The following is a 23,003-nucleotide window of genomic DNA, read 5'->3' as shown; positions in this document are numbered from 1 at the left end:
GTCGATCCGCATGGAACAGGGCATCAAGGTCCGCCTCAAGCGCAGGATGATTTCCAGCGGGCTGGAAGCTGCCGCAATTCTGAAGGGTGCCGGCCTGATGCGCGACGTTGCCGGCCTCGGCGCCATCTTCACTCTTCATCATGTCCGCCCTGCCCTTTCCCGCCGCTTTACGCCCAATGCACATCTCGAGGTCTCACCTGATTTTCTCGACCGAGCGATCGCGCGGCTGAAAAAGGATGGCTATGAATTCATCGCTCTTGACGCTCTTCCGGCGCGACTGGCGAATGCCGCCGGCAAGCCGCCCTTTGTCGCCTTCACGCTCGACGACGGCAATCGGGACAACCTCGATCACGCCCTGCCGGTCTTTTCCCGTCACGGTGCGCCCTTCACCGTCTTCGTTGCCCAGGGGCTCTCGGAGCGGAGCCACAGCATATGGTGGGAAACGCTCGCCGAGCTGCTCGTCCGGCTGGATCGGCTGACATTCGATTTCGGCTCCGGCGACGAATTCCTGCCGCTGGGCAAGGAAAGCCATAAGCATGCGGCATTTGCCCGCTTCGCCGCCTTCGTTCACGGCCACGATGAAAGCGAAGCCGTCGGCCGGATCGACGCGCTTGCCCGCCGTCACGGTCTGGAACCGCTCGATATCGTCCGCGCATCGATCATGGATCGGGGCGAGTTGACGCAGCTCGCTCGCCATCCCCTCGCCTCGCTCGGCGCGCATACGGTAAGCCATCGCGCGCTGTCGCGGCTGCCGGAGGCGGAGGCAGCGGCAGAAATGGCGCTTTCGGCCGATTATGTCGCCGATATCACCGGACGGCGGCCGATCTCGATCGCCTATCCTTACGGCACGCTTGAAGCCGTATCGCCACGCGAGGGCAGGCTCGCGGCAGAACTGGGCTTTTCCGTCGGCGTCACGACGCGCCCGGGCACGATCATGCCGGCGAACGGCACAGAGGCCACGTTCCTGCCGCGGCTATCGCTGAACGGCCATTACCAGAAGCCCCGCTATGCATCGGCACTTGCCTCCGGCATTCCCATGCGATTGATGGGGCCTGAGAAACGGCATGGATCTTAAGGATACATCCGCACCTTCTGCCAGGCGCCTTCCGGCACCTCGCGGCGAAACTCGATGCGATCGTGCAGGCGGAACTGCCGGTCATGCCAGAACTCGATCGACAGCGGTCGGATGCGGAAACCGGACCAATAGGGCGGGCGGGGAATGTCGCCGATAGCATAGCGGGCGGTATATTCGGCAACCGCCTTTTCCAATGCAAAGCGGCCCTCGAGCGGGCGGGACTGCTTCGAAGCCCAGGCGCCGATGCGGCTGCCCCGCGCCCTGGTCTTGAAATACTCATCCGCTTCCTGGTCGCTCACCACTTCAACCACGCCGCGCAGGCGGACCTGGCGGCGCAGCGATTTCCAGTGGAAACACATGGCCGCTTTCTTGTGGTAAAGAATTTCTTGACCTTTCTGGCTTTCGAAGTTCGTATAAAAGACGAATCCGTCGCTATCAAAACCCTTCAGAAGAACCATGCGGACATTTGGCAATCCATCCTTATCCACCGTTGCCAAGGCGACCGCGTTCGGATCGTTCGGCTCCGTGGTCTCCGCTTCGCGCAGCCAGGCCGCGAAAAGAGCGAAAGGTTCGTTCTGCTCGGTGAAGTCACCGCTTGTTAACTCGTTTTCCGACATATTAGTTCAAATACTCCGCAATTCCCAATAACCGCCGGCCCCTCTGGCTAGCCAAAAACGTTCGGGTGGAAGTCATAGCAAAGTCGACCGTTCATACAAAGCGCAAGCTTGCAAAAGGCGTGACGATGGCTGTCGTCCTTGTCTCCCTTTTCACCCTTGGCGGCTGCGTCGGCGGTGGCATGGACTATTTAAGCTCGGCCAAGGTCGATCGCAGCGTATCGACCGGCACGGTGCCGACGGCGCCTGTGACCACCGACAGCATTTCCGACGAAACCACGGTGCGCAACGCAGTCACTTCCGCGGATCTTCACAAGCTCAACGGCCAGTCCATTCCTTGGGCTAACGCTTCCACGGGCAGCGCCGGCGTCATCGACACGATCGTCGAAAGCAATGCATCCGGCGTGGTTTGCCGGCAGTTCCGCACCAGCCGCCATTCCTACCAGGGCATCGCCAACTTTTCCGGCAGGACCTGCCTCGTTGGTCAGGGCGAATGGCAGCTGCTGAGTTTCCAGCAAGCCGGCTGATCGCTTTACCCTCTTTTTCCGCGTTCATTTTCCGCGTGCCATCGACCTGGCCGAACGGCAGGATGATCGATGCGCCATGCCATTACGGCTTCTCGGCATTCGTCGTTAGCGATCGGCTAACCATGTGCGGAAATGGAAGCCGATGGTTTCCGCCCGGCGTAACGCCTGATTAGCAACTCTTCCCGCAGGATCGGTTCATACGCGCATCGGCCGTGCCTCCCCCCAATGGGAAGCAAGGGGATGAAGCGCGATCAATTGGTTTTTGCTTGGGATGCTGCGACGGAGCCTGGCATACCCATGAATAATGGCGGGAAAGATGCGCGATCCTTACAAGGTGTTGGGCGTGAAACAGGATGCTGGAGCCGACGAAATCAAGGCTGCCTGGCGCAAACTGGCAAAGTCCGCGCATCCGGATCACAATCTGGGCGATCCAACGGCGTCGGAGCGTTTCGCCGAAATCGGCCGCGCCTATGAGACGCTGAAGGATCCGCAGAAGCGCAGCCGTTACGATCAGATCGCGCGCATGGCGGAAGCCAAGGGCCAGAGCCAGGAACAGACGATCATGCAGCAGCGCCAGGCGGCGCGCGAGGCTGCCGATCGTGCGAAGGCCGCGCGCGCCAATGCCGAGAAGATCATGGAGGAGCTTGCCCGGGCGAATGCGCGCAAGGCAGCCGCCTCCGCAGCATCGGCTCAGCACAATGCGGCAGGCGAGACACCTGAAGATATGGTCGAGCGCATATTCGGGGTAAAGTCGGGCCGCGCGCAGCAACAGGATCAAGCCACAACCACCGAGACCGCAGCACAGCACGCCGGAAAGCAGCAGGAGGCCTACGCGACCGCCGCTGAAGAAATGCACACGGAGGAGGAACTGCTGGCGACGGGAACCTCTCCCGCCGGTCCACGCTCCACCTTCGGCATCCTCGGTTCGCTCGTGCGCCGCTTTACCGGCGGCAATGTCCAGGAGAAGCCGCCGGAAAAGACGCCCGAGGTTGCCGCCGAAGCCACCGTGACGCTCGACGACATGCTGAAGAGCCGGTGGATCACCGTTCCGCTGTCAGATGGCCGTGAAGCACGCTTCCAGGCGACGACGGATATCGCCAACGGCCAGGTGCTGCATCTGAAGGGCCAGGGGTTGAAACTGCAGGGCATGCTGCGCGGCGACGTTGCCATCACCGTCCATTTGTCGACCGACGGGCGCTTCACGCTCGACGGCAGCGATGTGCGCACGATATTGCCCGTCACCATCGAGAACGCCGTCCTCGGCTGCGAGGCTACCGTCGAGGGGCTGAACGGACCGGTCAAGCTGACGGTGCCGGCCTGGTCCGGTTCGGATCAGATCGTTCGCATTCCCGGCGAGGGATTGCCCGATGGCAATGGCGGGAAAGGTGATCTCGTCGTCGAATTGCGGCTGATGCTTTGGGAAAAACCAGATGATAAGGTTACTGATCTGATGCGTAGCATGCGTGAAGGGCTTTTCCTGTGAAATTTTAGTGACAACAGCACCCTTTGTTACGATCCCTAACAGTTGATGATCTTTACGATGCTTGAACAGGGGAACGGCCTATGCCATAGGCAGGGTCATTCGAAAGTTCAAGGGAGCAGAATATGGCTCAATCCACTGGCCTCATGGCAGGCAAGCGCGGCGTCATCCTCGGCGTCGCAAACAACCGTTCGATAGCGTGGGGTATTGCCAAAGCCTGTTCGGATGCCGGAGCCGAAATCGCATTGACGTGGCAGGGCGACGCCCTCAAGAAGCGCGTCGAGCCGCTTGCTCAGGAACTCGGCGCCTTCATGGCGGGCCATTGCGACGTCACCGAGCCGGCAACGATCGATGGCGTCATCGACACGCTTGAAGCGAAATGGGGCAAGATCGATTTCGTCGTGCACGCCATCGCCTTCTCCGACAAGGATGAGCTGACCGGCCGCTACCTCGATACCAGCCGCGACAACTTCACGAAGACGATGGACATCTCCGTCTATTCCTTCACGGCGGTTGCGCAGCGCGCCGAGCGAATCATGAATGACGGCGGCTCCATGATCACCCTCACCTATTACGGTGCGGAAAAAGTCATGCCGCATTACAACGTCATGGGTGTCGCCAAGGCGGCTCTGGAAGCAAGCGTACGCTACCTCGCCGTCGATCTCGGCGGCCGCGGCATCCGCGTCAACGCGATTTCGGCCGGCCCGATCAAGACGCTCGCAGCTTCGGGTATCGGCGATTTCCGCTACATCCTGAAGTGGAACGAATACAATGCGCCGCTGAAGCGGACCGTTACGATTGACGAGGTCGGCAACTCCGCCCTCTATCTGCTGTCCGATCTGTCGACGGCCGTCACGGGCGAAATCCACCACGTCGATTCCGGCTACCATACGGTCGGCATGAAGGCCGTGGACGCGCCTGACATTTCCGTCGCGAAGGACTGAAAACAGGAAATCTGACCGTGTCGCCCATCCTCTATGTGATACGTCACGGTCAGACCGACTGGAATGCCGAACGCCGCCTGCAGGGGCAAAGGGACATCGATCTCAATGCCATCGGCCGCGAGCAGGCACGGCAGAACGGCATTGATCTTGCCGAAATCCTCGCCTTCGAAAACCGGCCCTTCGACTTCATCGCCAGCCCCCTGCGCCGCACGCGCGAGACCATGGAGATCGCGAGGGACGCCATGGGCCTGCCGCCCAAGGACTACAGCACCGACGACAGGCTGGTCGAGCTGTCGTTCGGGGCGTGGGAAGGCTTCACCCTCAAGGAACTGAAGGCGACTGAGCCCGATCGTCTTGCCGAGCGCAAGGCGAACAAATGGGATTTCATCCCGCCCGGCGATGATGCTGAAAGCTACGAAATCCTCTCCTGGCGCGTCGGCTCGTGGCTGACATCCGTCGACCGGCCAACCGTCTGCGTCACGCATGGCGGCGTCATCCGCACATTGTTTCGCCTGATCGGCGATGTCGAAAAGGAAGAGGCCGCCGAAATCCCGATTCATCAGGACCAGATCCTGAAGGTCGATCCGCATATGAAAATCATCGGCTGGATGTAAAGCGGTTCCGTATCGAGAACAGGGATGGCGAGGATCTGCGAAACCGTGGCGGAACGACCTTTCCCGAGCTCGAATAACTTCCCAGCCGCCGGCCGCCCGGCGGCACCAGCATTTACTGAACGATATCGAGATCGTTGACGACGCGCTTGCCATCGACTTCCGTGTAGAAAACGACGACCTTCACGCCGGCCTGCAGGCCATTGAAATCGAAATCCTCCGGCACCTGATAGTTCTTGCCGTCATCCAGGGTGATGCTGAAGTTCTTCGCATCGACTTTCTTGATCGTTGCCTCGACATCGGCGCTTTCGGCAAAGCCTGCGACGGGCGCAAGCAGGCTTGCCGTGGCCAAAAGCGTCGCTACAAAAAAGCGCATGGTCGTTCACCCTTCAGGTCGATTTGATTGTGATTTCTTATGCGGTGTAGAAAACACGCCGAATATGGCGGAAGTTGCCCCCAATAGTGGCTTCGCTCGCCCAATTGGTGAATGCGCCGTCACAATCCACAGTGCGGATTAATCTTTGTTTACCATACCGCTGCCCGGCGGAAGACGGCGTCGAGCGGCGCTTGCGTGGCGGCGAAAAGAAAGATTTTGTCTGGCCAGCTTTTTGGCCCCCGAATGAGCAAGGCAGAACCGGCCTCGATCATCCGGCATTGGAATCAAATAAGTAGAGCACGGAGCCGCCCGAAAACCGCTTACACTTTTCGGCATCATGCTCTATGAGTGTGCCGCAATTGCAAGAGAGAAAAGGCGGTCTGTTCATCGGGCTGCAGCAAACCGGTCGTTTCCAATGTCGCACAATACATTCGGTCATCTTTTCCGCGTCACCACCTGGGGCGAAAGCCATGGTCCGGCGCTCGGCTGTGTCGTCGATGGCTGCCCTCCCGGCCTCCGCTTCAAGCTCGAAGACATCCAGGCCTGGCTCGACAAGCGTAAACCGGGGCAATCGCGCTTCGTCACGCAGCGGCGCGAGGACGATCTCGTCAAGGTTCTCTCGGGCGTGATGATGGATGAGGACGGCGAGACGATGATCTCGACCGGCACCCCGATCTCGATGCTGATCGAGAACACCGACCAGCGTTCGAAGGATTATGGCGAGATCGCCAGGCGCTACCGTCCTGGCCATGCCGACTATACCTATGACGTCAAATACGGCATCCGCGACTATCGCGGCGGCGGGCGCTCGTCTGCGCGCGAGACAGCCGCACGCGTCGCGGCCGGCGGTATTGCCCGCCTCGTCGTGCCCGGCGTGACCATCCGCGGGGCACTGGTGCAGATCGGCAAGCACAAGATCAACCGCGCCAACTGGGATTGGGCTCAAGTTGACCAGAACCCCTTCTTCGCCCCGGATCCTGAGATCGTGCCGGTGTGGGAAGACTATCTCGACGGCATCCGCAAGGCCGGCTCCTCGATCGGCGCCGTAGTCGAAGTCGTGGCCGAAGGCGTGCCAGCCGGTCTCGGCGCTCCGATCTACGGGAAGCTCGACCAGAATATCGCCTCGCTGCTGATGTCGATCAACGCCGTCAAGGGCGTCGAAATCGGCGAAGGGTTTGCGTCCGCCGAGCTGACCGGAGAGGAAAATGCCGACGAGATGCGCATGGGCAATGACGGCAAACGCATCTTCCTGTCAAATCACGCCGGCGGCATTTTGGGCGGTATTTCCACCGGCGAACCGATCGTTGCGCGCTTCGCCATCAAGCCGACCTCCTCGATCCTGACCGAGCGTCAGTCGATCGATGCCGACGGCAACAATGTCGATGTGCGCACCAAGGGCCGCCACGATCCGTGCGTCGGCATTCGCGCCGTGCCGATCGGCGAGGCAATGGTTGCCTGCGCCGTTGCCGATCATTATCTGAGGGATCGCGGCCAGACGGGCCGGCAGAGGTAGGAAATTCGAAATGTCTTACGACCAGAAGCGTGTTGTCGATGCCATCCGGGCTTTCGAAGCCGGCGAGATCGTCGTCGTCATGGACGATAACGACCGCGAAAACGAAGGCGACCTGATCGTCGCCGCTGTTCATTGCACGCCGGACAAGATGGCCTTCATCGTCCGGCACACATCCGGCATCGTCTGCACGCCGATGCCGCGCGAGGAAGCCAAACGGCTGAACCTCAACGCCATGGTGGCGGAAAACGACTCCGCCCATACCACGGCCTTCACCGTCTCCGTCGATTTCAAGCACGGCACGACGACAGGCATTTCCGCCGACGACCGGACGCTGACCGTGCGCAACCTCGCCAACCCGAATGTCGGCCCGGCGGATTTCGTCCGTCCCGGCCACATCTTTCCGCTGGTTGCCCGCGAAGGCGGCGTGTTGATGCGCTCCGGTCATACGGAAGCCGCCGTCGATCTCTGCAAGCTTGCCGGCCTGCCGCCGATCGGCGTCATCTGCGAACTCGTCAATGACGACGGCACGGTGACGCGCGGCCAGCAGGTGGTCGAATTCGCCGAGCAGCACGGGCTGAAGCTCGTCTCCGTCGCCGACCTCATCGCCTATCGCCAGCGCAAGGAAACACTGATCGAGCTCGGCACCAGCTTCGATATCGAAACGCCATTCGGCAAGGCACGCGCCCATACCTATTCGCTGCCCTGGGACCCGATGCAGCATCTCGCCGTCGTCTTCGGCGATATCCGCGACGGCGTCGATATCCCGGTGCGCCTGCATCCCGAAAGCGTCGCCGAGGATCTGTTCGGCAAACGCCGTCCGGTCGATTTCTACATGAAGAAGATCGCCGAGGAAGGCCGCGGCATCATCGTCTACCTGCGCGAAGGTTCCGTCGGTGTCGGTCATTTCGACAATGGCCGCAAGGCGCGCCAGGCTGAACGCGAAAGCCATGCCGAGGCACAGGTGCGCGACAGCGAATGGCTGGAAATCGGGCTGGGCGCACAGATCCTGAAGGATCTCGGTGTCAGCTCGATCAAGCTGCTCACCAGCCGCGAACGGCACTATGTCGGTCTCGAAGGCTTCGGCATCAAGATCGCCACGACGGAAATCTGCTGATTCCACCCTCCCCTCGAGGGGGAGGGTCGGAGCGAAGCTCCGGGGTGGGGTGATGCCCCACACGATCACCCCCACCCACCGCTGCGCGGCGACCTCCCCCCTCCAGGGGGAGGTACCTAAAACTCGCGATCCAGCAGGCCCATCATGATGTCGTCGTGCCAGCTGCCATTGACGTAAGCGGTCTCCCGCTCCCTTCCTTCAACGACGAAGCCGCATTTTTCATAGGCTCGGATGGCGCGCTTGTTGTAGGCGAGCACGCGTATTCCGATGCGATGCAGCTTCATCTCGCCAAAGGCGTGATCCAGCAGAAGCGCAATCGCTTCCGTGCCAAAGCCTTTGCCAAGCAACGCCGGATCATAAATCCCGATTGCCATCGTCGCGCGCCGGTCCTGGCGATTGACGTTGTCCAATCTGATCACGCCGGCAAAGGCGCCGTCGATTTCGATGACCCATGCGTGAAGGTGATCGGCAATACCTTGAACCCATCGCGCCGCGCCCTCCCGGGTGACGGGCTTGATGTCCTCCTTGTTGACGCCATACATCTCCGCGATCTCTGCATTCGTACCCAAAGCGAAGCGCACTTCGGCGTCGTCGGCACACGGCGGGCGGAGCCTGACATTTCTGCCCTCGAGAATTGGTGACGACAACGAACCCTCCGTTTTCAGGTGCTCCTCCGACTATTCGCCCCCATGAGCATGCCCTCCACCAGAGGTGGCGGTCTGAAACGCGCTGCATCCGAACTAATAGAAGTGGTTTTGCTGCAGCTTGCAAGTGTTGAGCGGCACTATGTCGGCCTCGAAAGCTTCGGCATCAAGATCGCCACAACGGAAATCTGCTGATTTCCACCCTCCCCTCGATGGGGAGGGTCGGAGCGTAGCTCCGGGGTGGGGTGATGCTCCACACGATCACCCCCACCCGCCGCTACGCGGCGACCTCCCCCCTCAAGGGGGAGGTGACAAAGCCTGGGATCAATTCCGCCACGTGCGGCCGAATACGCGAAGCCAATTATCATAGGCGAATTTTCGCAAAGCCTGTTCATCGAATCCGCTCTTGCTCATGGCCTCTATGAGGCGTGGCAGGCCACTTGCATCTCCGATCTCACGAGGCATGACCGCTCCGTCAAAATCTGATCCGAGCGCGACCCCATCCGCGCCGATGCGGGCGCTGAGATGGTCAATCTGGCGGATGACCGCTTCGAGCGGGGTGTCCTCGTCAAGATTGGCATCCGCGCGGATATCGTTGACGGCAAGATTCAGCCCGACGACGCCGCCTGTATCTCGAATGGCGTCCAATTGCCGATCGGTCAGGTTCCTGGTCGACGGACATATGGCATGGGCGCAGGTATGCGTGGCGACGAGCGGAGCGGTGCTCAATGCGGCGACATCCCAAAATCCGCGCTCATTCAGATGGGAAACATCGATCATGATCCCCAGCTCGTTACATCTTCTAACCAGATCCTTTCCCAAATCGGTGAGGCCGGGTCCGGTATCGGGCGATCTCGGATAGGTGAATGGAACGCCATAGCCGAAGATATTCGGACGGCTCCACACAATACCCAGGGACCGAAGGCCGGCATCATAGAGGCTATCCAGATAGGCGAGATCGGGGCCGATTGCGTCGGCGCCTTCCATATGGAGCACAATGGCAAAGGCGCCGTCATATCGAGCCGCCTCGATCTGGCTGACGCTCGTTGCCAGACGGATTCTATCACCCGAGCGCCCGATCAGCTTCCTTATGGCCGAAAGCTGCCCGTCGATTTGCCGGTGGGCATGGTCCGGAGGCAGGGCCTCGGCATAGCGGACTTCGTAGCCATCATGGGTGATCGTCAGATCGTCCACCGGCTTATGTTCCGGCGCGGCATACATCGCGAATAATCCGCCGGCCAAGCCGCCTTCGAGTGCTCGCGGAAGATCGAGATGCCCGGCCTCGGACCGAACCAGAAAATCGCGGCCGTCAGGTCTATAATCCAGCATGAACTGGACCGCGTCGTTATGCCCATCGAAAATCCGAATAGTGTCCATGCGATCGCAGTTCCCATAGATCAGAGGCCGCTTCGCTCTCCCGTCAACGCAATCCGCAGGCGATTTCCCGAACAAGGAATATCGGTCATTCTCGCCAGCCGTCGAGAAACACAACCTTCTCGACACCGGTGAAACGGGCAACGCGCTCCAGCTCTGCTTCCAGCTTCTCCAGCCGGCCGGAAGATGCTTTGACACCCGGTTCCAGCCACAGGCGTTTGACATCCAGTGTTCCCGCCTTGCGGTCGGCCTTCATGTCAATCCGTCCGATCAGACGGTCTCCTTCCAGGAGCGGAAAGACATAGTAGCCATATTCGCGCTTCGGCTCGGGCACGAAAATCTCGATGCGGTAGAAGAAGCCGAAGAGGCGTTCGGTGCGGTTGCGATCGCGTAGCGTGGGATCGAAGGGGCTGAGAACGCGGATGCGCGCCGGCGCTTCGGCGTGACTATCGAGCGTGTCATGAAAGTCGAGGAAAGCTAAGGAGGGTCGAGGCTTGCCGCCACCGGCAGGCTCGATCAGCACATCGGTCAATTCGTCGCGATGGGTCTCGACCCAGCTCTTGGCCTCCTGCGGCGTCACCAGATCCCAGAAAGCGGCGATTTCGCCCGAGGTGGCAAAGCCGAGGCGCTGCAGCGCGCTGCGGCAAGCCCAATCGACAAATTCGTCATGCTCCACTTCCGGCTCATGGAAATGGGCCGGCAGGACGCGTTCGACGAGATCGTAGACCTTCTGGAAATTGGTGCGGCCGGCAATGGCGAACTTGCCGGTGCGCCAGAAATATTCGAGCGCCGTCTTGTTCGGGTGCCAGTTCCACCAGCCGCCGGAGACGTGATCCTCCGCCTTGACCTCGCGGGCGGTAATGGCGCCGTTCTTCAGCACGCGCTCGTAGGTTTCCTCGAAAGCCGCCTCGAACCCCTCTCCGCGCCATTTGCGCCAGCGCGCAATGATCGCCTCCTCTTCACGGCGAAAGCGGTGCTTCCAATAGACGAAGAAGGCGCTCGGCAGGATCGAGGCATCATGCGTCCAGTTCTCGAAAAGCGCGCCATCCTTTTCCAGAAGCTCCGTCAGATGTTCGCGCCGATAGGTCTGGTTGCGCGAAAACAGGATCTGGTGATGGGCGCGCTCGACGGTTGCGATGCTGTCCACCTGCACGAAGCCGATGTCATGGATGAGCTGCAGCAGCCCCGCCTTTGTCAAGGCGCGGTTGGGCGGATTGGCAAGCCCCTGTTTGGCAAGAAACACGCGGCGGGCATCACGATTCGAAAGCAGATTCGTCATAAGCGGATCATAGGCATAAATTCCCATGCTTTCAAAGAGGCCCTGATTTGATAAATCGAAGCGATGCGCTATAGCTCCGCGATCACACTGTTGAACAGGGAAAGCGCTTGGATATCCGCTTCGACAACGCCGGCGTCGATTATGGCACGCGCACTGCGCTGTTTCCTTTGAATCTCACGCTTCAGGAGCGCCGCATCGGGGTGATCGGCCTCAACGGCTCCGGCAAGACGACCTTCGCGCGGCTGATCAACGGGCTCGTCAAGCCGACGACGGGACGCGTCTTGGTCGATGGGCTCGACACGGTCGGCAACGCCAGCGAGGTGCTTGGAAAAGTCGGCTATATCTTCCAGTCGCCGCAGAACCAGATCATCCTGCCCATCGTGCGCGACGATATCGCCTATGGGCTGAAGGCGCGCGGATATGACAAGACGCAAATCGAGGCGGCGGTCGAGGGTATTCTTGGCCGCTTTGGCGTCGGCCATCTCGGCGCGCGGCGGGCGCATGAGCTTTCCGGTGGCGAGCTGCAGATGGCCGCGCTCTGCTCTGTACTCGTGACCGGACCCGATATCCTCATTCTCGACGAACCGACCAACCAGCTCGATCTCAAGAACCGGGCGCTCGTGCGGAAGACCATGATGGAGCTGCCGGAAAGCATCATCGTCATCAGCCACGATCTGCCCCTGCTCGAGGATTTCGAGCGGGTGCTTTTGTTCGACCAGGGCCGGCTCGTCGCCGACGCTCCGGCAGAGGAGGCGATCGCTCGCTACAGGGGGATGGCAGGCTGATGCAGACGCTGCATGTCGATGTCGATACATGGTTGCACCGGCTTTCGCCGCGCGTAAAGCTCCTCACGTTGACTGCATTCGGCGTATTGCTTTTCCTGACGCAGTCCGTCGCGGTGCTTGCCTGTGCAAATCTTGTCGGCGCCGGCCTCTATTTCCGCAGTGGCCTGCCGATCCGAGACGCATTGAAGCGGCTGCGGCCGATCCTGATCTCGATTGCCGTGCTCGCCGTCTTCGCCGCACTCGTCGGCCCGCTGCACGCCGCCATCGTCACCGCCCTGCGATTGACCGCGCTCGCATTGTTTGCCGCCACGGTGACGGCGACGACATCGATGGCTGCTTTCATCGACGAGATCACGGCGCTTGCCATGCCGCTCCAAAAGTTCGGCCTGCTGAAGGCCGCCGATATTGGATTGGCGATCGGCCTCGTCATCCGGTTCGTCCCCGAGATCCTCGATCGCTACCGTGCGATCCGCGAGGCGCATCAGGCGCGCGGGATCAAGGTTCGCCTGGCGACCACGCTCGCGCCGCTGATCATCCTGACGCTGCGCGATGCGGACAATATCGCCGCCGCGATTGACGCGCGCGGCATTCGGCGTCAATGAACATAGATCTTTTTCGGAAGGAGCCGCCATGAACACCCGCGATCTCGTCCTCTCGGCACTTTTTGCCGCCATCATCGTGGCGCTCGGGCTCTTGCCGCCCATCCCGATCGGCATCATTCCGGTTCCGATCACGGCACAATCGCTCGGCGTCATGCTAGCCGGCGTCGTGCTCGGCGCCAAGCGCGGGGCGATCGCGGTGCTGCTGGTGGTCGTCCTTGTCAGCATCGGCCTGCCGGTGCTGTCGGGCGGTCGCGGTGGCCTTGCCGTCTTCGCCGGCCCGACGGCCGGCTTCTTCGTCGGCTGGATCTTCGCGGCCTTCGTCACCGGCTATTTCTCGGAGAGGCTGGTAAAGCCGGAACAGAGCGGCCTCGTTCAGGGCGTCGGCTTCTTCATCGCTGCCGTCATCGGCGGCGTGGTCGTGCTCTATGCGTTCGGCATCGCCTGGCTGACGATCAATATCGGTTTCAGCAAGGCGTTTCTCGGGTCCTTGGGCTTTGTGCCGGGAGATGTCATCAAGGCCGTCGTCGCGGCTCTCGTCGGCCGTGCCGTCATGGTCGGCTATCCGCTTCTGCCGCAGCGGAGCTAGGGCACGTCGCCTAAAAATGCGCGGCGGTTTTACGGCAGCGACGTGCGTCTCAGCGTGACTTACGTCAGGTATTTATAGAGCCAGTCGCGCGTGTCTTCCGGCAGCGGCGCCGGATCGTGTTCATCGCCACGGACCGCGAGCCAGAGAATTTCCACTTCCGCCGCCAGTTCGTTGCCGGTTTCGACCATGATCATGAAGCCGATCGACTTGCCGCCGATCTTGTTGACGCTGATCGAAAAGCGGGCAAGATCGTCATAGTGCAAGGCCCGGTGCAGCGAACAGGATGCCTTCCTGGCGATGTAGAGCGGTTCGTCCTCGACCAGCGGCCGGGTGCGCCAGAAATTCGAGAGCGCCGTTTCTGCCTGAGAGATATAGGAGGCGACAAACATCTGGCCGTGCCGGTCGACATCGCGCGGCGGCACCCTTACCTCGACGACATCGGATCGTTCTGCTCTCGCCATCACGCAATAACCCTGGCCGACGCCATACTCGCCTTAATGAAAGCTTAACACCGCGCCTCGATAAGTAAACGGCGCCACGCCAAAGTGGTTAAGATGGATTGTTGACATTGTAGTGACATGGTCCATGTCCTGTAATAGGCGTCACACCTCATTTATAGATTGGCCCCATGAGCACACGTCTTTACGAACACCCGATCTTCCTGGAACATATTGTTCCGCCTGGCCACCCGGAGCGGCCGGATCGGCTGCGCTCGCTGAATATCGCGCTGGAGCATCCGAATTTCGAGCGACTGGACCGGCGGAAAGCGCCTGCCGCACACGAGGATGCAGTCCTGCTTGCGCATCCCGAGGAGCATCTGGAGTTCGTGCTGCGTTCGATGCCGGACAGAGGCGACGACGGCGAGATCAACCAGCTCGAAGCCGATACCTATGCCAGCCCGAAGACGTTGCAGGCAATCATGCACGGCGTCGGCGGAGCCATGGCGGCGGTCGACGACGTCTTTTCCGGTGCGGCCGACAATGTCTTCGTCGCGGCCCGTCCGCCGGGGCACCATGCCGAGAAGACCAAGGCCATGGGCTTCTGCTTCTTCAACAATGCCGCAATCGCCGCCCGCCATGCGCAAAAGGCCCACGGCGCCGAGCGCGTCGCCATCGTCGACTGGGACGTGCACCACGGCAATGGCACTCAGGATATTTTCTGGGACGATCCGTCCGTGCTCTTCTGTTCCACCCACCAGATGCCGCTCTATCCAGGCACCGGCAAGAAGGATGAAAGTGGCACCCACAATACCATCGTCAATGCGCCGCTCTCTCCCAATACCGGCGGCGATCATTTCCGAGAGGCCTTCAAGTCGCGCATCCTGCCGGCGCTCGCCGACTTCAGCCCCGATCTCATCATCATCTCGGCCGGCTTCGACGCCCATCACCGCGATCCCCTGGCGCAATTGAACCTAACGGGCGAGGATTTCGACTGGGCGACCGGGCGGCTGCTCGAAGTTGCAGACCGCAGCGCCAAGAACCGGGTCGTCAGCCTGCTCGAAGGCGGCTATGATCTGGAAGGTCTCGCCGAGTCGGCGGGGATGCATATTCTACGCATGATGAAAGGTTGACGATGAGCGAGAACGCCAAGGCAGATGTTTCGGGCTATTCCTTCGAGAAGGCTGTGGCGGAGCTTGAAAGCATCGTTGCCCGGCTTGAGCGCGGCGATGTGGCGCTGGACGAATCCATCTCGATCTACGAGCGCGGCGAAGCGCTGAAGAAGCACTGCGAAGCGTTGCTTTCAGCGGCGGAAAACCGCATCGAGAAGATCCGGCTCGACCGCGCCGGCAAGCCACAGGGTACGGAAGCGCTGGACGGCGCATAGGATCAAAACGGGAAATTTGAGTTTGGCACGCATTCCCGATAGGTTGGGCCCCAACCGAAAGGAGAGCCTTCATGTCATTCTTCCCAGGCAACGATCCTCAGGCCGGCGATGCCTTCGCCTGCGATGCGATCGAGAACCTTATCATTCCGCGCACCAGCGACCTTGGCGGCTTCTCCGTGCGGCGCGCGCTTCCGAGCAGCCGGCGCCGGTTGGTAGGACCGTTCATCTTCTTCGACCGCATGGGACCTGCGATTTTACGGCCGGGCCAGGCGCTCGATGTGCGCCCACATCCGCATATCGGCCTTTCCACGGTCACCTATCTCTTCGACGGCGAGATCCGCCATATGGACAGCCTCGGCACGGCCAAGGTGATCCGTCCCGGCGACGTGAACCTGATGACGGCCGGGCGCGGTATCGTGCATTCCGAGCGCACGCCGGAGAACCTGCGCGATCACCCTTTCGCCATGTCCGGCCTGCAGACCTGGCTGGCGCTCCCCGACGACAAGGAGGAGATCGATCCCTCCTTTGCCCACACCGAGAAGGACGAGCTGCCTGTGATCGCCGATGGCGGCGTGACCGGGCGCGTTGTCATCGGCGAATTCGAGGGTCTGAAATCGTCGGTGAAATCCTTCTCCGACACGCTCTATGTCGATCTGCAGCTTCAGCCCAATACGACGTTTCCTTTTGGGTCAGCGCATGAGGAGCGGGCCCTCTATATTCTCTCCGGTTCGCTCATCGTCGCGGGCGACCGTTTCGAGCAGGATCAGCTCCTCGTCTTCCGTCCCGGCGATGCGATAACGCTGGAGGCAGGCGAAAAAGGCTGTCATCTCATGCTTTTTGGCGGTGCAGCGCTCAATTCGAAGCGCTATATCTGGTGGAATTTCGTCTCGTCCTCAAAGGAGCGCATCGAAAAGGCCAAGGAAGAATGGCGCACAGGCCGCTTCGATATCGTGCCGGGCGACGAGGAAGAGTTCATTCCCCTGCCGGAAGGCTAACGGGTTCATAACACTCCCACATGTTTCTTGTTCGGGAGCACCTTGAATTCGGCGCCTTTTGTCGCAATCTGTTTTGACGTAAAGGCGGACCACCGCCCAAGAATAGCAAGAAAGAGGCATCAGCCTTGACACAAATGCCACAGACGCCCCTGCTGGACCGGGTCCAATATCCTTCCGACCTGCGAAAGCTGGAGGACCGGGAATTGCCGCAACTCGCCCGCGAAGTCCGCGATGAGATGATCGATGCGGTGTCGCGTACCGGCGGACATCTCGGCGCCGGCCTCGGTGTCGTCGAATTGACCATCGCGATCCACAGCGTCTTCAACACGCCCGACGACCGGCTGATTTTCGATGTCGGGCATCAGTGTTATCCGCACAAGATCCTGACCGGCCGGCGGGACCGCATTCGCACGCTTCGCCAGGAAAACGGTCTTTCCGGCTTCACGCGCCGGGCTGAAAGCGAGTACGATCCCTTCGGCGCCGCGCATTCCTCGACATCCATTTCCGCCGGCCTCGGCATGGCGGTTGCCGCCGAGCTCGATAATACCGACCGCCGTGTGATCGCCGTCATCGGTGACGGCGCCATGTCGGCCGGCATGGCCTATGAGGCGCTGAACAATGCCGGTGCGCTCGATGCACGGCTGATCGTCATCCTCAACGACAACGACATGTCGATCGCCCCGCCGACGGGGGCCATGAGCGCCTATCTCGCGCGCCTCGCCTCCGGCCGCACCTATATGGGCTTCCGGGATTTCGGCAAGAAACTGACCGCCTATCTCGGCAAGAAGGTCGACCGCGCCATCACGCGGGCAGTCGAGCACGCACGGGGCTATGTGACCGGTGGCACCATGTTCGAGGAGATGGGCTTCTATCATATCGGCCCGATCGACGGTCACTCCTTCGAGCATCTGCTGCCCGTGCTGCGCAATGTGCGCGACAATGCGCAAGGCCCGGTGCTGATCCATGTCGTGACGCAAAAGGGCAAGGGTTATCCGCCGGCCGAGGCAGCTGCCGACAAATATCACGGCGTCAACAAGTTCGACGTCATTACCGGCGCGCAGACGAAGGTGAAGCCGAATGCGCCGAGCTACACAAGCGTCTTTGCGGACGCTTTGGTCCAGGAGGCAACCCTCGACGACAAAATCGTCGGTATCACCGCCGCCATGCCAAACGGCACCGGCCTCGACAAGCTGCAGGAATTCTTCCCCAAGCGCTGTTTCGACGTCGGCATTGCCGAGCAGCATGCCGTGACTTTCGCCGCGGGCCTTGCTGCCGAAGGCTACAAGCCCTTTGCCGCTCTTTATTCCACCTTCCTGCAGCGTGCCTATGACCAGGTGGTGCATGACGTGGCGATCCAGGGCCTGCCCGTCCGTTTCCCGATCGACCGCGCCGGCTTCGTCGGCGCCGATGGACCGACGCATGCCGGGTCCTTCGATACCGCCTTTCTTGCCACCCTGCCCGGCTTCGTCGTCATGGCCGCCGCCGACGAGGCGGAACTCAAGCATATGGTGCGCACGGCCGCCGCCTATGATCTCGGCCCGATTTCCTTCCGCTATCCGCGCGGTGAAGGCGTCGGCGTCGAGCTGCCGGAACGGGGCCAGATCCTCGAAATCGGCAAGGGGCGCGTCGTCAAGCAGGGTTCGAAAGTCGCGCTGCTGTCCTTCGGCACGCGCTTGGCCGACAGCCTTGCCGCAGCCGAGGATCTCGATGCCGCCGGCCTGTCGACGACGGTCGCCGATGCGCGCTTCGCCAAGCCGCTCGATCACGACCTCATCCGACAACTCGTGGCTCACCATGAAATGCTGATCACCGTCGAGGAAGGTTCGGTCGGCGGCTTCGGCAGCCAGGTCATGCAGTTCCTCGCCAATGAGGGCCTGCTCGACAATGGCCTGAAGATCCGCTCGCTCGTCATGCCGGATATGTGGATGGATCAGGCAAAGCCTGAAGCCATGAATGCCAGAGCCGGTCTCGACCGTGCCGGCATCGTGCAGACAGTATTCCGCACGCTCGGCCACGGCCGCATCGTCGAAGCCGCTGGATAAACGCAAACATCAGGCGGCCCCGGGGCTGCCTGATGTCGTCAACCATCGAGCCCGTTGAAGATCGCCACGCGGTCTCGACCGGCGGCCTTGGCCTGATAGAGCGCGGAATCGACATTTCTCAACAGCAAGGCACGTGTCGCGCCATCATCCGGCGCCAGTGCTGCGCCGATGCTCAATCGTGCGGAGACGGATACGCCCTCTACCGCGAATGGCGCTCGGAATGCAGCCAACAAACGCTCGGACAGGGAGACAAGCGCGCTCCTGTCGGTCGGGTCCGGCACGAAGATGGCGAATTCGTCGCCTCCCATACGAACGACGATGTCATCGGTGCGGATGACAGAGCGGATGCGGGATGCCGCCTCACAGAGAACTTCGTCGCCGACATTATGACCGAAGCGGTCATTGATGGATTTGAAGCCGTCCATGTCGAGATAGAGAACGCCGAAGTGGCGGCCAGCAGCAATGGCTGAACTCAATGCGCTATCAACCAGGTTTTCCAGTGCCGACCTGTTGAAGAAACGGGTCAGCGGATCGGTCATGGCAGCCGCCCGCAAGCTGTTCTCGGCGATTCCCATCAGCAGGTTTGACTTCTGCAGCCGCAGAAGCGCACTGGCAATCTGTGCAAACCGCATGAGACTCTCTTCTTCGCCTGGAGAGAACCGCCTCGGCTTCTGATCGAGAACGCAGAAGGCACCCACGGGCAAGCCGTTCTCCAGTCGCACCGGAGCGCCGGCATAAAAGCGGAAATAGGGATCATCGAGAACGAAGGGGGCAGCCTTCAGCTCCGGTTCCTCCATAAGATCTGGAAGGACCAGCAGTTCGTCGTCAAACACCACCCGCGTACAAATCGACATGTCGCGCGAGCATTCGGCAATCTTCAAACCCGCCTGCCCTGCGATGCGCTGCCAGTCCTCATCGATGATATTGATGGCTGCATAGGGCGTTTCGAACACACTCCTCGCCAGTTCGGCAAGGATCGCAAGCTCGGGTGTCGGGCTGTTGTGAATCGCATTCAGGGACCGTACGGCCAAAAGCCTCTGTGTTTCATTGGCCGGAACTCGGACCAGCTGTCCCATTCGAATCTCCCTCTGCGATCAGCGTGCGACTTACGGAATTAGCGGTTCTTCGCTCAGGGCAACCCTGCCGCCGATAAAATATCTAACAAATCTCGACCGAAAGGATGACTCACCAGCGCGCGAGAACGATCCCACGGCTCAAACAACCTATCCCCGAAAGGGAGACGCATTGCCCCAGCAAAACTGGGCAAGTTGTGGCAATGGAATAGTATCATCCATGAAAAACGAAACGGCCCGCCGCAAAGCGGCGGGCCGAGAACGTTAACGGCAGCGATTCGCAGAGATCGATCAGAATTCTTCCCAATCGTCCTGGGGCGCGGCAGCGGCAGCGGTTGCCTTGCCGGCAAAGGCCTTGGCGACCGTGCGCCCGAGAGCGCGGGCCGGAGACACCGCCGGCTTCGAACGCGCCGTTGCCGCGACGGGTCGGGCAAGCGTTGGCTGCGCGGGCGCCGCCTGAATGGAGTTGCCAAGGCGGAACTGCTGCAGCAGCTCGTTGAGCGCCGCGGCTTCGCGGGCGAGCGCATGGCTTGCGGCCGTCTGTTCTTCGACCATGGCCGCATTCTTCTGCGTGCCCTGATCCATGTTGTTGACGGCCGTGTTGATCTCCTGCAGACCGGTCGACTGTTCGCGGGTCGCCGTGACGATCGCGCCGACATGGCGGTTGATCTCCTGCACTTCGGAGACGATCAACTGGAGGGCCTTGCCGGTTTCGCCGACCAGCGAGACGCCGGTATTGACCTGATCGCTTGAAGTCGTGATCAGCGCCTTGATCTCCTTGGCGGCGTTGGCGGAGCGCTGGGCGAGCTCACGCACTTCCTGGGCAACGACCGCAAAGCCCTTGCCGGCCTCGCCAGCGCGGGCCGCCTCGACACCAGCGTTCAGCGCCAGCAGGTTGGTCTGGAAGGCGATGTCGTCGATGACGCTGATGATGTTGCTGATCTCGCCCGAGGATTTTTCGATCTGCTGCATGGCCGAGACGGCGTTGCGAACCACTTCGCCCGACCGTTCCGCACCCTGGCGGGCGCGCTCGACGAGATGGCCGACATCTTCGGCACGCTTGGCGGAGTCGCGGACCGTTATGGTGACCTGCTCCAGTGCGGCCGCCGTTTCCTCGACGGCAGCGGCCTGCTGTTCGGTGCGCTGCGCCAGATCATCGGCTGCAGAGCGGATCTCGTCGGCGCCGGCATTGATGGCGGAAGCATTGCGGCCGACGGACTGCAGAGCGGCTTCCAGCTTTTCCACCGCATTGTTGAAGTCGTTACGGACACTGTCGAACTGCGGCGCAAAGCTGTTGCGCAGGCGGGTCGCGACATTGCCGGAAGACAGGGCGGAGAGCCCATCCGCGAGCGCTTCCATGGCAAAGCGGATCTCGCCCTCCTCACGCGCCTTCTGTTCGTCATTCATCTGACGCTCGCGCTCGGCATCGCCACGCATGCGCTCGGTCTCGCCGGCGAGGCGCAGCTTCTCGATCCCCGCCTGCTTGAAGACCAGGACGGCATCGGCCATGCGGCCGACTTCGTCGCCACGGCCGACGGCCGGGACTTCGACATCATGCTCGCCATTCGCCAGTCGGCCCATCGCAGCGGTCATGCCGACGATCGGGCGCACGATGAGGCGCGACAGCAGCCAAGCGAGAACGGCGGCGGCGAGCGATACGAAGATGCCGCCGACGATAAGCGTCATGCGCAGATCGCCATTGGCGTCATCCTGCATGGCTGCCAGATCGCTCGCCTTGGCGCGGGCGGCCTGCTTGATCTTGGCGGCGGCGTCGCGGAAACTATCGAGCTGGCCCTTGGTTTCGTTCTGCCCGAGCTTGACGATCTGGTCGAGCGGCATCTCGGTTTCCTTGCGTGCCTTGGCCTGCGGCTCTGCCAGCTGATGGAAATAGACATCAGCGGCTTTCTGCATATTGTCGATCGCCTGCAACAGATCGGGGGAATCTGCCGCAATCTGCTTGGCGCTGGCGATGCTCTTCAGCATCCGCTCGCGATTGTTGAAGATATCGCCATAGGTGCTTTCGCTATGCAGCAGCAGGAAGCCGCGCAGATTGACGGCCTGTTCCAGCATCGCCTGCAGGGAGTCGTCGATCAGGCTGACGAGTTGCTGCGACTTGGTCTGCTCGGCGGCGGCACCGGCCGACGCTTCTTCCTTGGAATAGACGAATGCGGAAACGCAGGCGAAGATGGCGATCAATGCCGTGAACGTGATGGCAAGCTTGCCATTCAGCGAGAGTTTTTTCGCAAACATGGGCGAGCGCCTCCTGAGCGCCGGTCCTGGCGAGCCTCGTTAGGCCGCGATTGGGAGGAAACGCGACCGATGCTCGAAGAATTCAGGGAGGGGCATGATTGGGACGCAGACGCGCGAAGCCTTCATGGCAGGCGATGATCTCAAAACGATCACCGTAATCACAGGCATCAGTAGAGGCTCGGGCTTTAAATTTATTTAACTCCGCGCAACCGCACTGAGATGCCGCCGAACCACGGTGCGTTTCGTCTTCCGGCCGCTCTAATTCACCGCACGGCAGCGAGAATGAGAATATCCAGATCGTGTTCGGGATAGAAATCCTGCGCCGTCATCTGGAAGGTGGTCGCGCCGGTCTTTTTCACATCCTTGCCGCAGAAGCTGATGTAGTTGTCGGGACTGCCCTTATCGACCGTCAGCTCGAAATGCTTGATCGGACCGGACCAGTTGGCGCCCGTCGTCAGCACATAGGAGATCCAGCTTTCGGTATAGCCGCGCCCGCCCTTATCGACTGCGGCGGCAAGCTTGGTCGCCGTCTTCAGGAAAGGCTCATCGAGACAATACTTGGCGCGATAGGCCTGCAGCTGCTGCTTCTGATAGTCTTCCTCGCCGGCGAAGGTGATCGCCACGGTGCCGCCGACGCTGGGCTTGTAGCGATGTTCAACCGCGATCTTCACCTTGGCCGGAAACCTCGTGCGCCACCAATAGGTGGTGTGCAGCGTCCACATCGGCGTTGGGTGGTGCTTCATGCCCTGACCGTCAGCGTCGTATTCGTCATCGGCGATCAGGCCGCGGGCCGTCCAATCGTCGAGCACGTCGGCTGGCAGCTTGGCGACAGCATCTGCCGCCGCCTTGCTCAGCGGCAGCAGCGGGACACCGCGAGCGTTCAGCTCATCCGTCATGTCGACCCCGGCGACCGATACGCGCTGCTGTAAGGTCGGCGTGATGGCTTTGCCATCCTGCGTCACGGTGAAACCCAGGAAATTGTCGGAATCGACATTCCCTGCATCGACCATACTGTCTATATCGCCTTTGATATCGGGCATCGGAAAAGCGACGACGCTTTCGACATCCTTGTCGGAGGTATTTTCGAAGATGTAATCGACGCGGACCTGTTCCGCCGAAACGAACAGCTTTTCCTGCGCCATGCTGATATCTCCAGTGCGGACATAGGCGAGACCACCCGTCCTCAACTCGGCCATCGTGTCATTTGCCATAGCCGGAACGGCGAACATCGCCATTAGCGCCGCATAGCCACCGATCTTCCGCATGATGCCCTCGCCCGTTGATTGCAGCGATTA

Annotated in this window: 24 protein-coding genes; 15 read left to right on the top strand and 9 right to left on the bottom strand. The window is 61.1% G+C overall.

What is annotated here, in order from left to right; all coding sequences use genetic code 11:
- Positions 1–10 precede the first annotated feature (10 nt).
- Positions 11–1,075 (top strand): polysaccharide deacetylase family protein, encoded by a 1,065-nt coding sequence (locus DQ393_RS07720; protein ID WP_112341182.1) that lies wholly within the window; start codon positions 11–13, stop codon positions 1,073–1,075.
- Here DQ393_RS07720 and pdxH read toward each other — a convergent pair.
- The gene (gene pdxH, locus DQ393_RS07715; RefSeq protein ID WP_112341181.1) at positions 1,072–1,692 is read right to left on the bottom strand and encodes a pyridoxamine 5'-phosphate oxidase; all 621 of its coding nucleotides are present in this window, start codon (positions 1,690–1,692) and stop codon (positions 1,072–1,074) included. The genes DQ393_RS07720 and pdxH overlap by 4 nt on opposite strands.
- 65 nt (positions 1,693–1,757) lie before the next feature.
- Here pdxH and DQ393_RS07710 point away from each other — a divergent pair, with 65 nt between their 5' ends.
- The 4 genes from DQ393_RS07710 to DQ393_RS07695 all read left to right on the top strand — a co-directional run bounded on the left by DQ393_RS07710 (position 1,758) and on the right by DQ393_RS07695 (position 5,254).
- Positions 1,758–2,216 (top strand): RT0821/Lpp0805 family surface protein, encoded by a 459-nt coding sequence (locus DQ393_RS07710; RefSeq protein WP_112341180.1) that lies wholly within the window; start codon positions 1,758–1,760, stop codon positions 2,214–2,216.
- Between the two features lie 316 nt (positions 2,217–2,532).
- On the top strand, positions 2,533–3,699 hold the full coding sequence (locus DQ393_RS07705) for a DnaJ domain-containing protein (RefSeq protein ID WP_112341179.1): 1,167 nt from the start codon (positions 2,533–2,535) through the stop codon (positions 3,697–3,699).
- A gap of 122 nt (positions 3,700–3,821) precedes the next feature.
- The gene (gene fabI, locus DQ393_RS07700) at positions 3,822–4,640 is read left to right on the top strand and encodes an enoyl-ACP reductase FabI (protein ID WP_112341178.1); all 819 of its coding nucleotides are present in this window, start codon (positions 3,822–3,824) and stop codon (positions 4,638–4,640) included.
- A 17-nt stretch (positions 4,641–4,657) separates the two neighbouring features.
- Positions 4,658–5,254 (top strand): histidine phosphatase family protein, encoded by a 597-nt coding sequence (locus tag DQ393_RS07695; RefSeq protein WP_112341177.1) that lies wholly within the window; start codon positions 4,658–4,660, stop codon positions 5,252–5,254.
- A 112-nt stretch (positions 5,255–5,366) separates the two neighbouring features.
- Here the strand turns inward: DQ393_RS07695 and DQ393_RS07690 are convergent, their stop codons facing one another.
- On the bottom strand, positions 5,367–5,627 hold the full coding sequence (locus DQ393_RS07690) for a DUF1344 domain-containing protein (protein WP_112341176.1): 261 nt from the start codon (positions 5,625–5,627) through the stop codon (positions 5,367–5,369).
- A 415-nt stretch (positions 5,628–6,042) separates the two neighbouring features.
- On the opposite strand from DQ393_RS07690, the gene aroC reads away from it, so the two are divergent.
- A complete protein-coding gene (gene aroC, locus DQ393_RS07685; protein ID WP_112341175.1) occupies positions 6,043–7,140 on the top strand; it encodes a chorismate synthase in 1,098 nt (365 codons plus the stop codon).
- 10 nt (positions 7,141–7,150) lie between these two features.
- Complete coding sequence (gene ribB, locus DQ393_RS07680; RefSeq protein ID WP_112341174.1) at positions 7,151–8,254, top strand: 3,4-dihydroxy-2-butanone-4-phosphate synthase; 1,104 nt, start codon at positions 7,151–7,153, stop codon at positions 8,252–8,254.
- A gap of 116 nt (positions 8,255–8,370) precedes the next feature.
- Here the strand turns inward: ribB and DQ393_RS07675 are convergent, their stop codons facing one another.
- Positions 8,371–8,901 (bottom strand): GNAT family N-acetyltransferase, encoded by a 531-nt coding sequence (locus DQ393_RS07675; protein WP_112341173.1) that lies wholly within the window; start codon positions 8,899–8,901, stop codon positions 8,371–8,373.
- 48 nt (positions 8,902–8,949) lie between these two features.
- On the opposite strand from DQ393_RS07675, the gene DQ393_RS33365 reads away from it, so the two are divergent.
- A complete protein-coding gene (locus DQ393_RS33365; RefSeq protein WP_210209411.1) occupies positions 8,950–9,093 on the top strand; it encodes a hypothetical protein in 144 nt (47 codons plus the stop codon).
- A 129-nt stretch (positions 9,094–9,222) separates the two neighbouring features.
- On the opposite strand, the gene DQ393_RS07670 is transcribed toward DQ393_RS33365, so the two are convergent.
- Both DQ393_RS07670 and DQ393_RS07665 read right to left on the bottom strand, forming a co-directional pair.
- Positions 9,223–10,275, bottom strand: coding sequence for a dipeptidase (locus DQ393_RS07670; protein WP_112341172.1), 1,053 nt, complete (start codon positions 10,273–10,275; stop codon positions 9,223–9,225).
- An 85-nt stretch (positions 10,276–10,360) separates the two neighbouring features.
- Positions 10,361–11,551, bottom strand: coding sequence for a winged helix-turn-helix domain-containing protein (locus DQ393_RS07665; RefSeq protein WP_112341247.1), 1,191 nt, complete (start codon positions 11,549–11,551; stop codon positions 10,361–10,363).
- Positions 11,552–11,658: 107 nt separating this feature from the next.
- Between DQ393_RS07665 and DQ393_RS07660 the strand changes: the two genes are divergently transcribed.
- The 3 genes from DQ393_RS07660 to DQ393_RS07650 are packed head-to-tail and all read left to right on the top strand — an operon-like array spanning position 11,659 to position 13,524.
- Complete coding sequence (locus DQ393_RS07660) at positions 11,659–12,336, top strand: energy-coupling factor ABC transporter ATP-binding protein (protein WP_112341171.1); 678 nt, start codon at positions 11,659–11,661, stop codon at positions 12,334–12,336.
- Positions 12,336–12,938 carry an energy-coupling factor transporter transmembrane component T family protein gene (locus DQ393_RS07655; RefSeq protein WP_112341170.1) on the top strand — a complete coding sequence of 201 codons (603 nt, stop codon included), beginning with the start codon at positions 12,336–12,338 and terminating at the stop codon, positions 12,936–12,938. Before DQ393_RS07660 ends, DQ393_RS07655 begins: the two co-directional genes overlap by 1 nt.
- A 28-nt stretch (positions 12,939–12,966) precedes the next feature.
- Complete coding sequence (locus DQ393_RS07650; protein WP_112341169.1) at positions 12,967–13,524, top strand: biotin transporter BioY; 558 nt, start codon at positions 12,967–12,969, stop codon at positions 13,522–13,524.
- 59 nt (positions 13,525–13,583) lie between these two features.
- Here DQ393_RS07650 and DQ393_RS07645 read toward each other — a convergent pair whose 3' ends face one another.
- On the bottom strand, positions 13,584–13,985 hold the full coding sequence (locus DQ393_RS07645) for an acyl-CoA thioesterase (RefSeq protein ID WP_112341168.1): 402 nt from the start codon (positions 13,983–13,985) through the stop codon (positions 13,584–13,586).
- A 167-nt stretch (positions 13,986–14,152) separates the two neighbouring features.
- Here DQ393_RS07645 and DQ393_RS07640 point away from each other — a divergent pair, with 167 nt between their 5' ends.
- From DQ393_RS07640 to dxs, 4 genes are all read left to right on the top strand, one after another.
- The gene (locus DQ393_RS07640; protein ID WP_112341167.1) at positions 14,153–15,094 is read left to right on the top strand and encodes a histone deacetylase family protein; all 942 of its coding nucleotides are present in this window, start codon (positions 14,153–14,155) and stop codon (positions 15,092–15,094) included.
- 2 nt (positions 15,095–15,096) lie between these two features.
- Positions 15,097–15,348 (top strand): exodeoxyribonuclease VII small subunit, encoded by a 252-nt coding sequence (locus DQ393_RS07635; protein WP_015339025.1) that lies wholly within the window; start codon positions 15,097–15,099, stop codon positions 15,346–15,348.
- A 71-nt stretch (positions 15,349–15,419) separates the two neighbouring features.
- Entirely contained in the window at positions 15,420–16,343 is a 924-nt protein-coding gene (locus tag DQ393_RS07630) for a pirin family protein (protein ID WP_112341166.1), read from the top strand.
- Positions 16,344–16,468: 125 nt separating this feature from the next.
- On the top strand, positions 16,469–18,385 hold the full coding sequence (gene dxs / locus DQ393_RS07625) for a 1-deoxy-D-xylulose-5-phosphate synthase (RefSeq protein WP_112341165.1): 1,917 nt from the start codon (positions 16,469–16,471) through the stop codon (positions 18,383–18,385).
- A 38-nt stretch (positions 18,386–18,423) separates the two neighbouring features.
- Here dxs and DQ393_RS07620 read toward each other — a convergent pair whose 3' ends face one another.
- From DQ393_RS07620 to DQ393_RS07610, 3 genes are all read right to left on the bottom strand, one after another.
- Positions 18,424–19,461, bottom strand: a complete 1,038-nt coding sequence (locus DQ393_RS07620) for a sensor domain-containing diguanylate cyclase (protein ID WP_112341164.1) — start codon at positions 19,459–19,461, stop codon at positions 18,424–18,426.
- 288 nt (positions 19,462–19,749) lie between these two features.
- The gene (locus tag DQ393_RS07615) at positions 19,750–21,708 is read right to left on the bottom strand and encodes a methyl-accepting chemotaxis protein (RefSeq protein WP_112341163.1); all 1,959 of its coding nucleotides are present in this window, start codon (positions 21,706–21,708) and stop codon (positions 19,750–19,752) included.
- 263 nt (positions 21,709–21,971) lie between these two features.
- Complete coding sequence (locus tag DQ393_RS07610) at positions 21,972–22,973, bottom strand: DUF4424 domain-containing protein (protein ID WP_112341162.1); 1,002 nt, start codon at positions 22,971–22,973, stop codon at positions 21,972–21,974.
- Positions 22,974–23,003 lie beyond the last annotated feature (30 nt).

This window comes from Martinezella tropici, from assembly GCF_003287875.1.
GTDB classification, from domain to species: Bacteria; Pseudomonadota; Alphaproteobacteria; order Rhizobiales; family Rhizobiaceae; genus Rhizobium; species Rhizobium tropici_C.
Note: the sequence above shows the minus strand (reverse complement) of the source record. Positions and strands in the feature narration are given on the sequence as shown.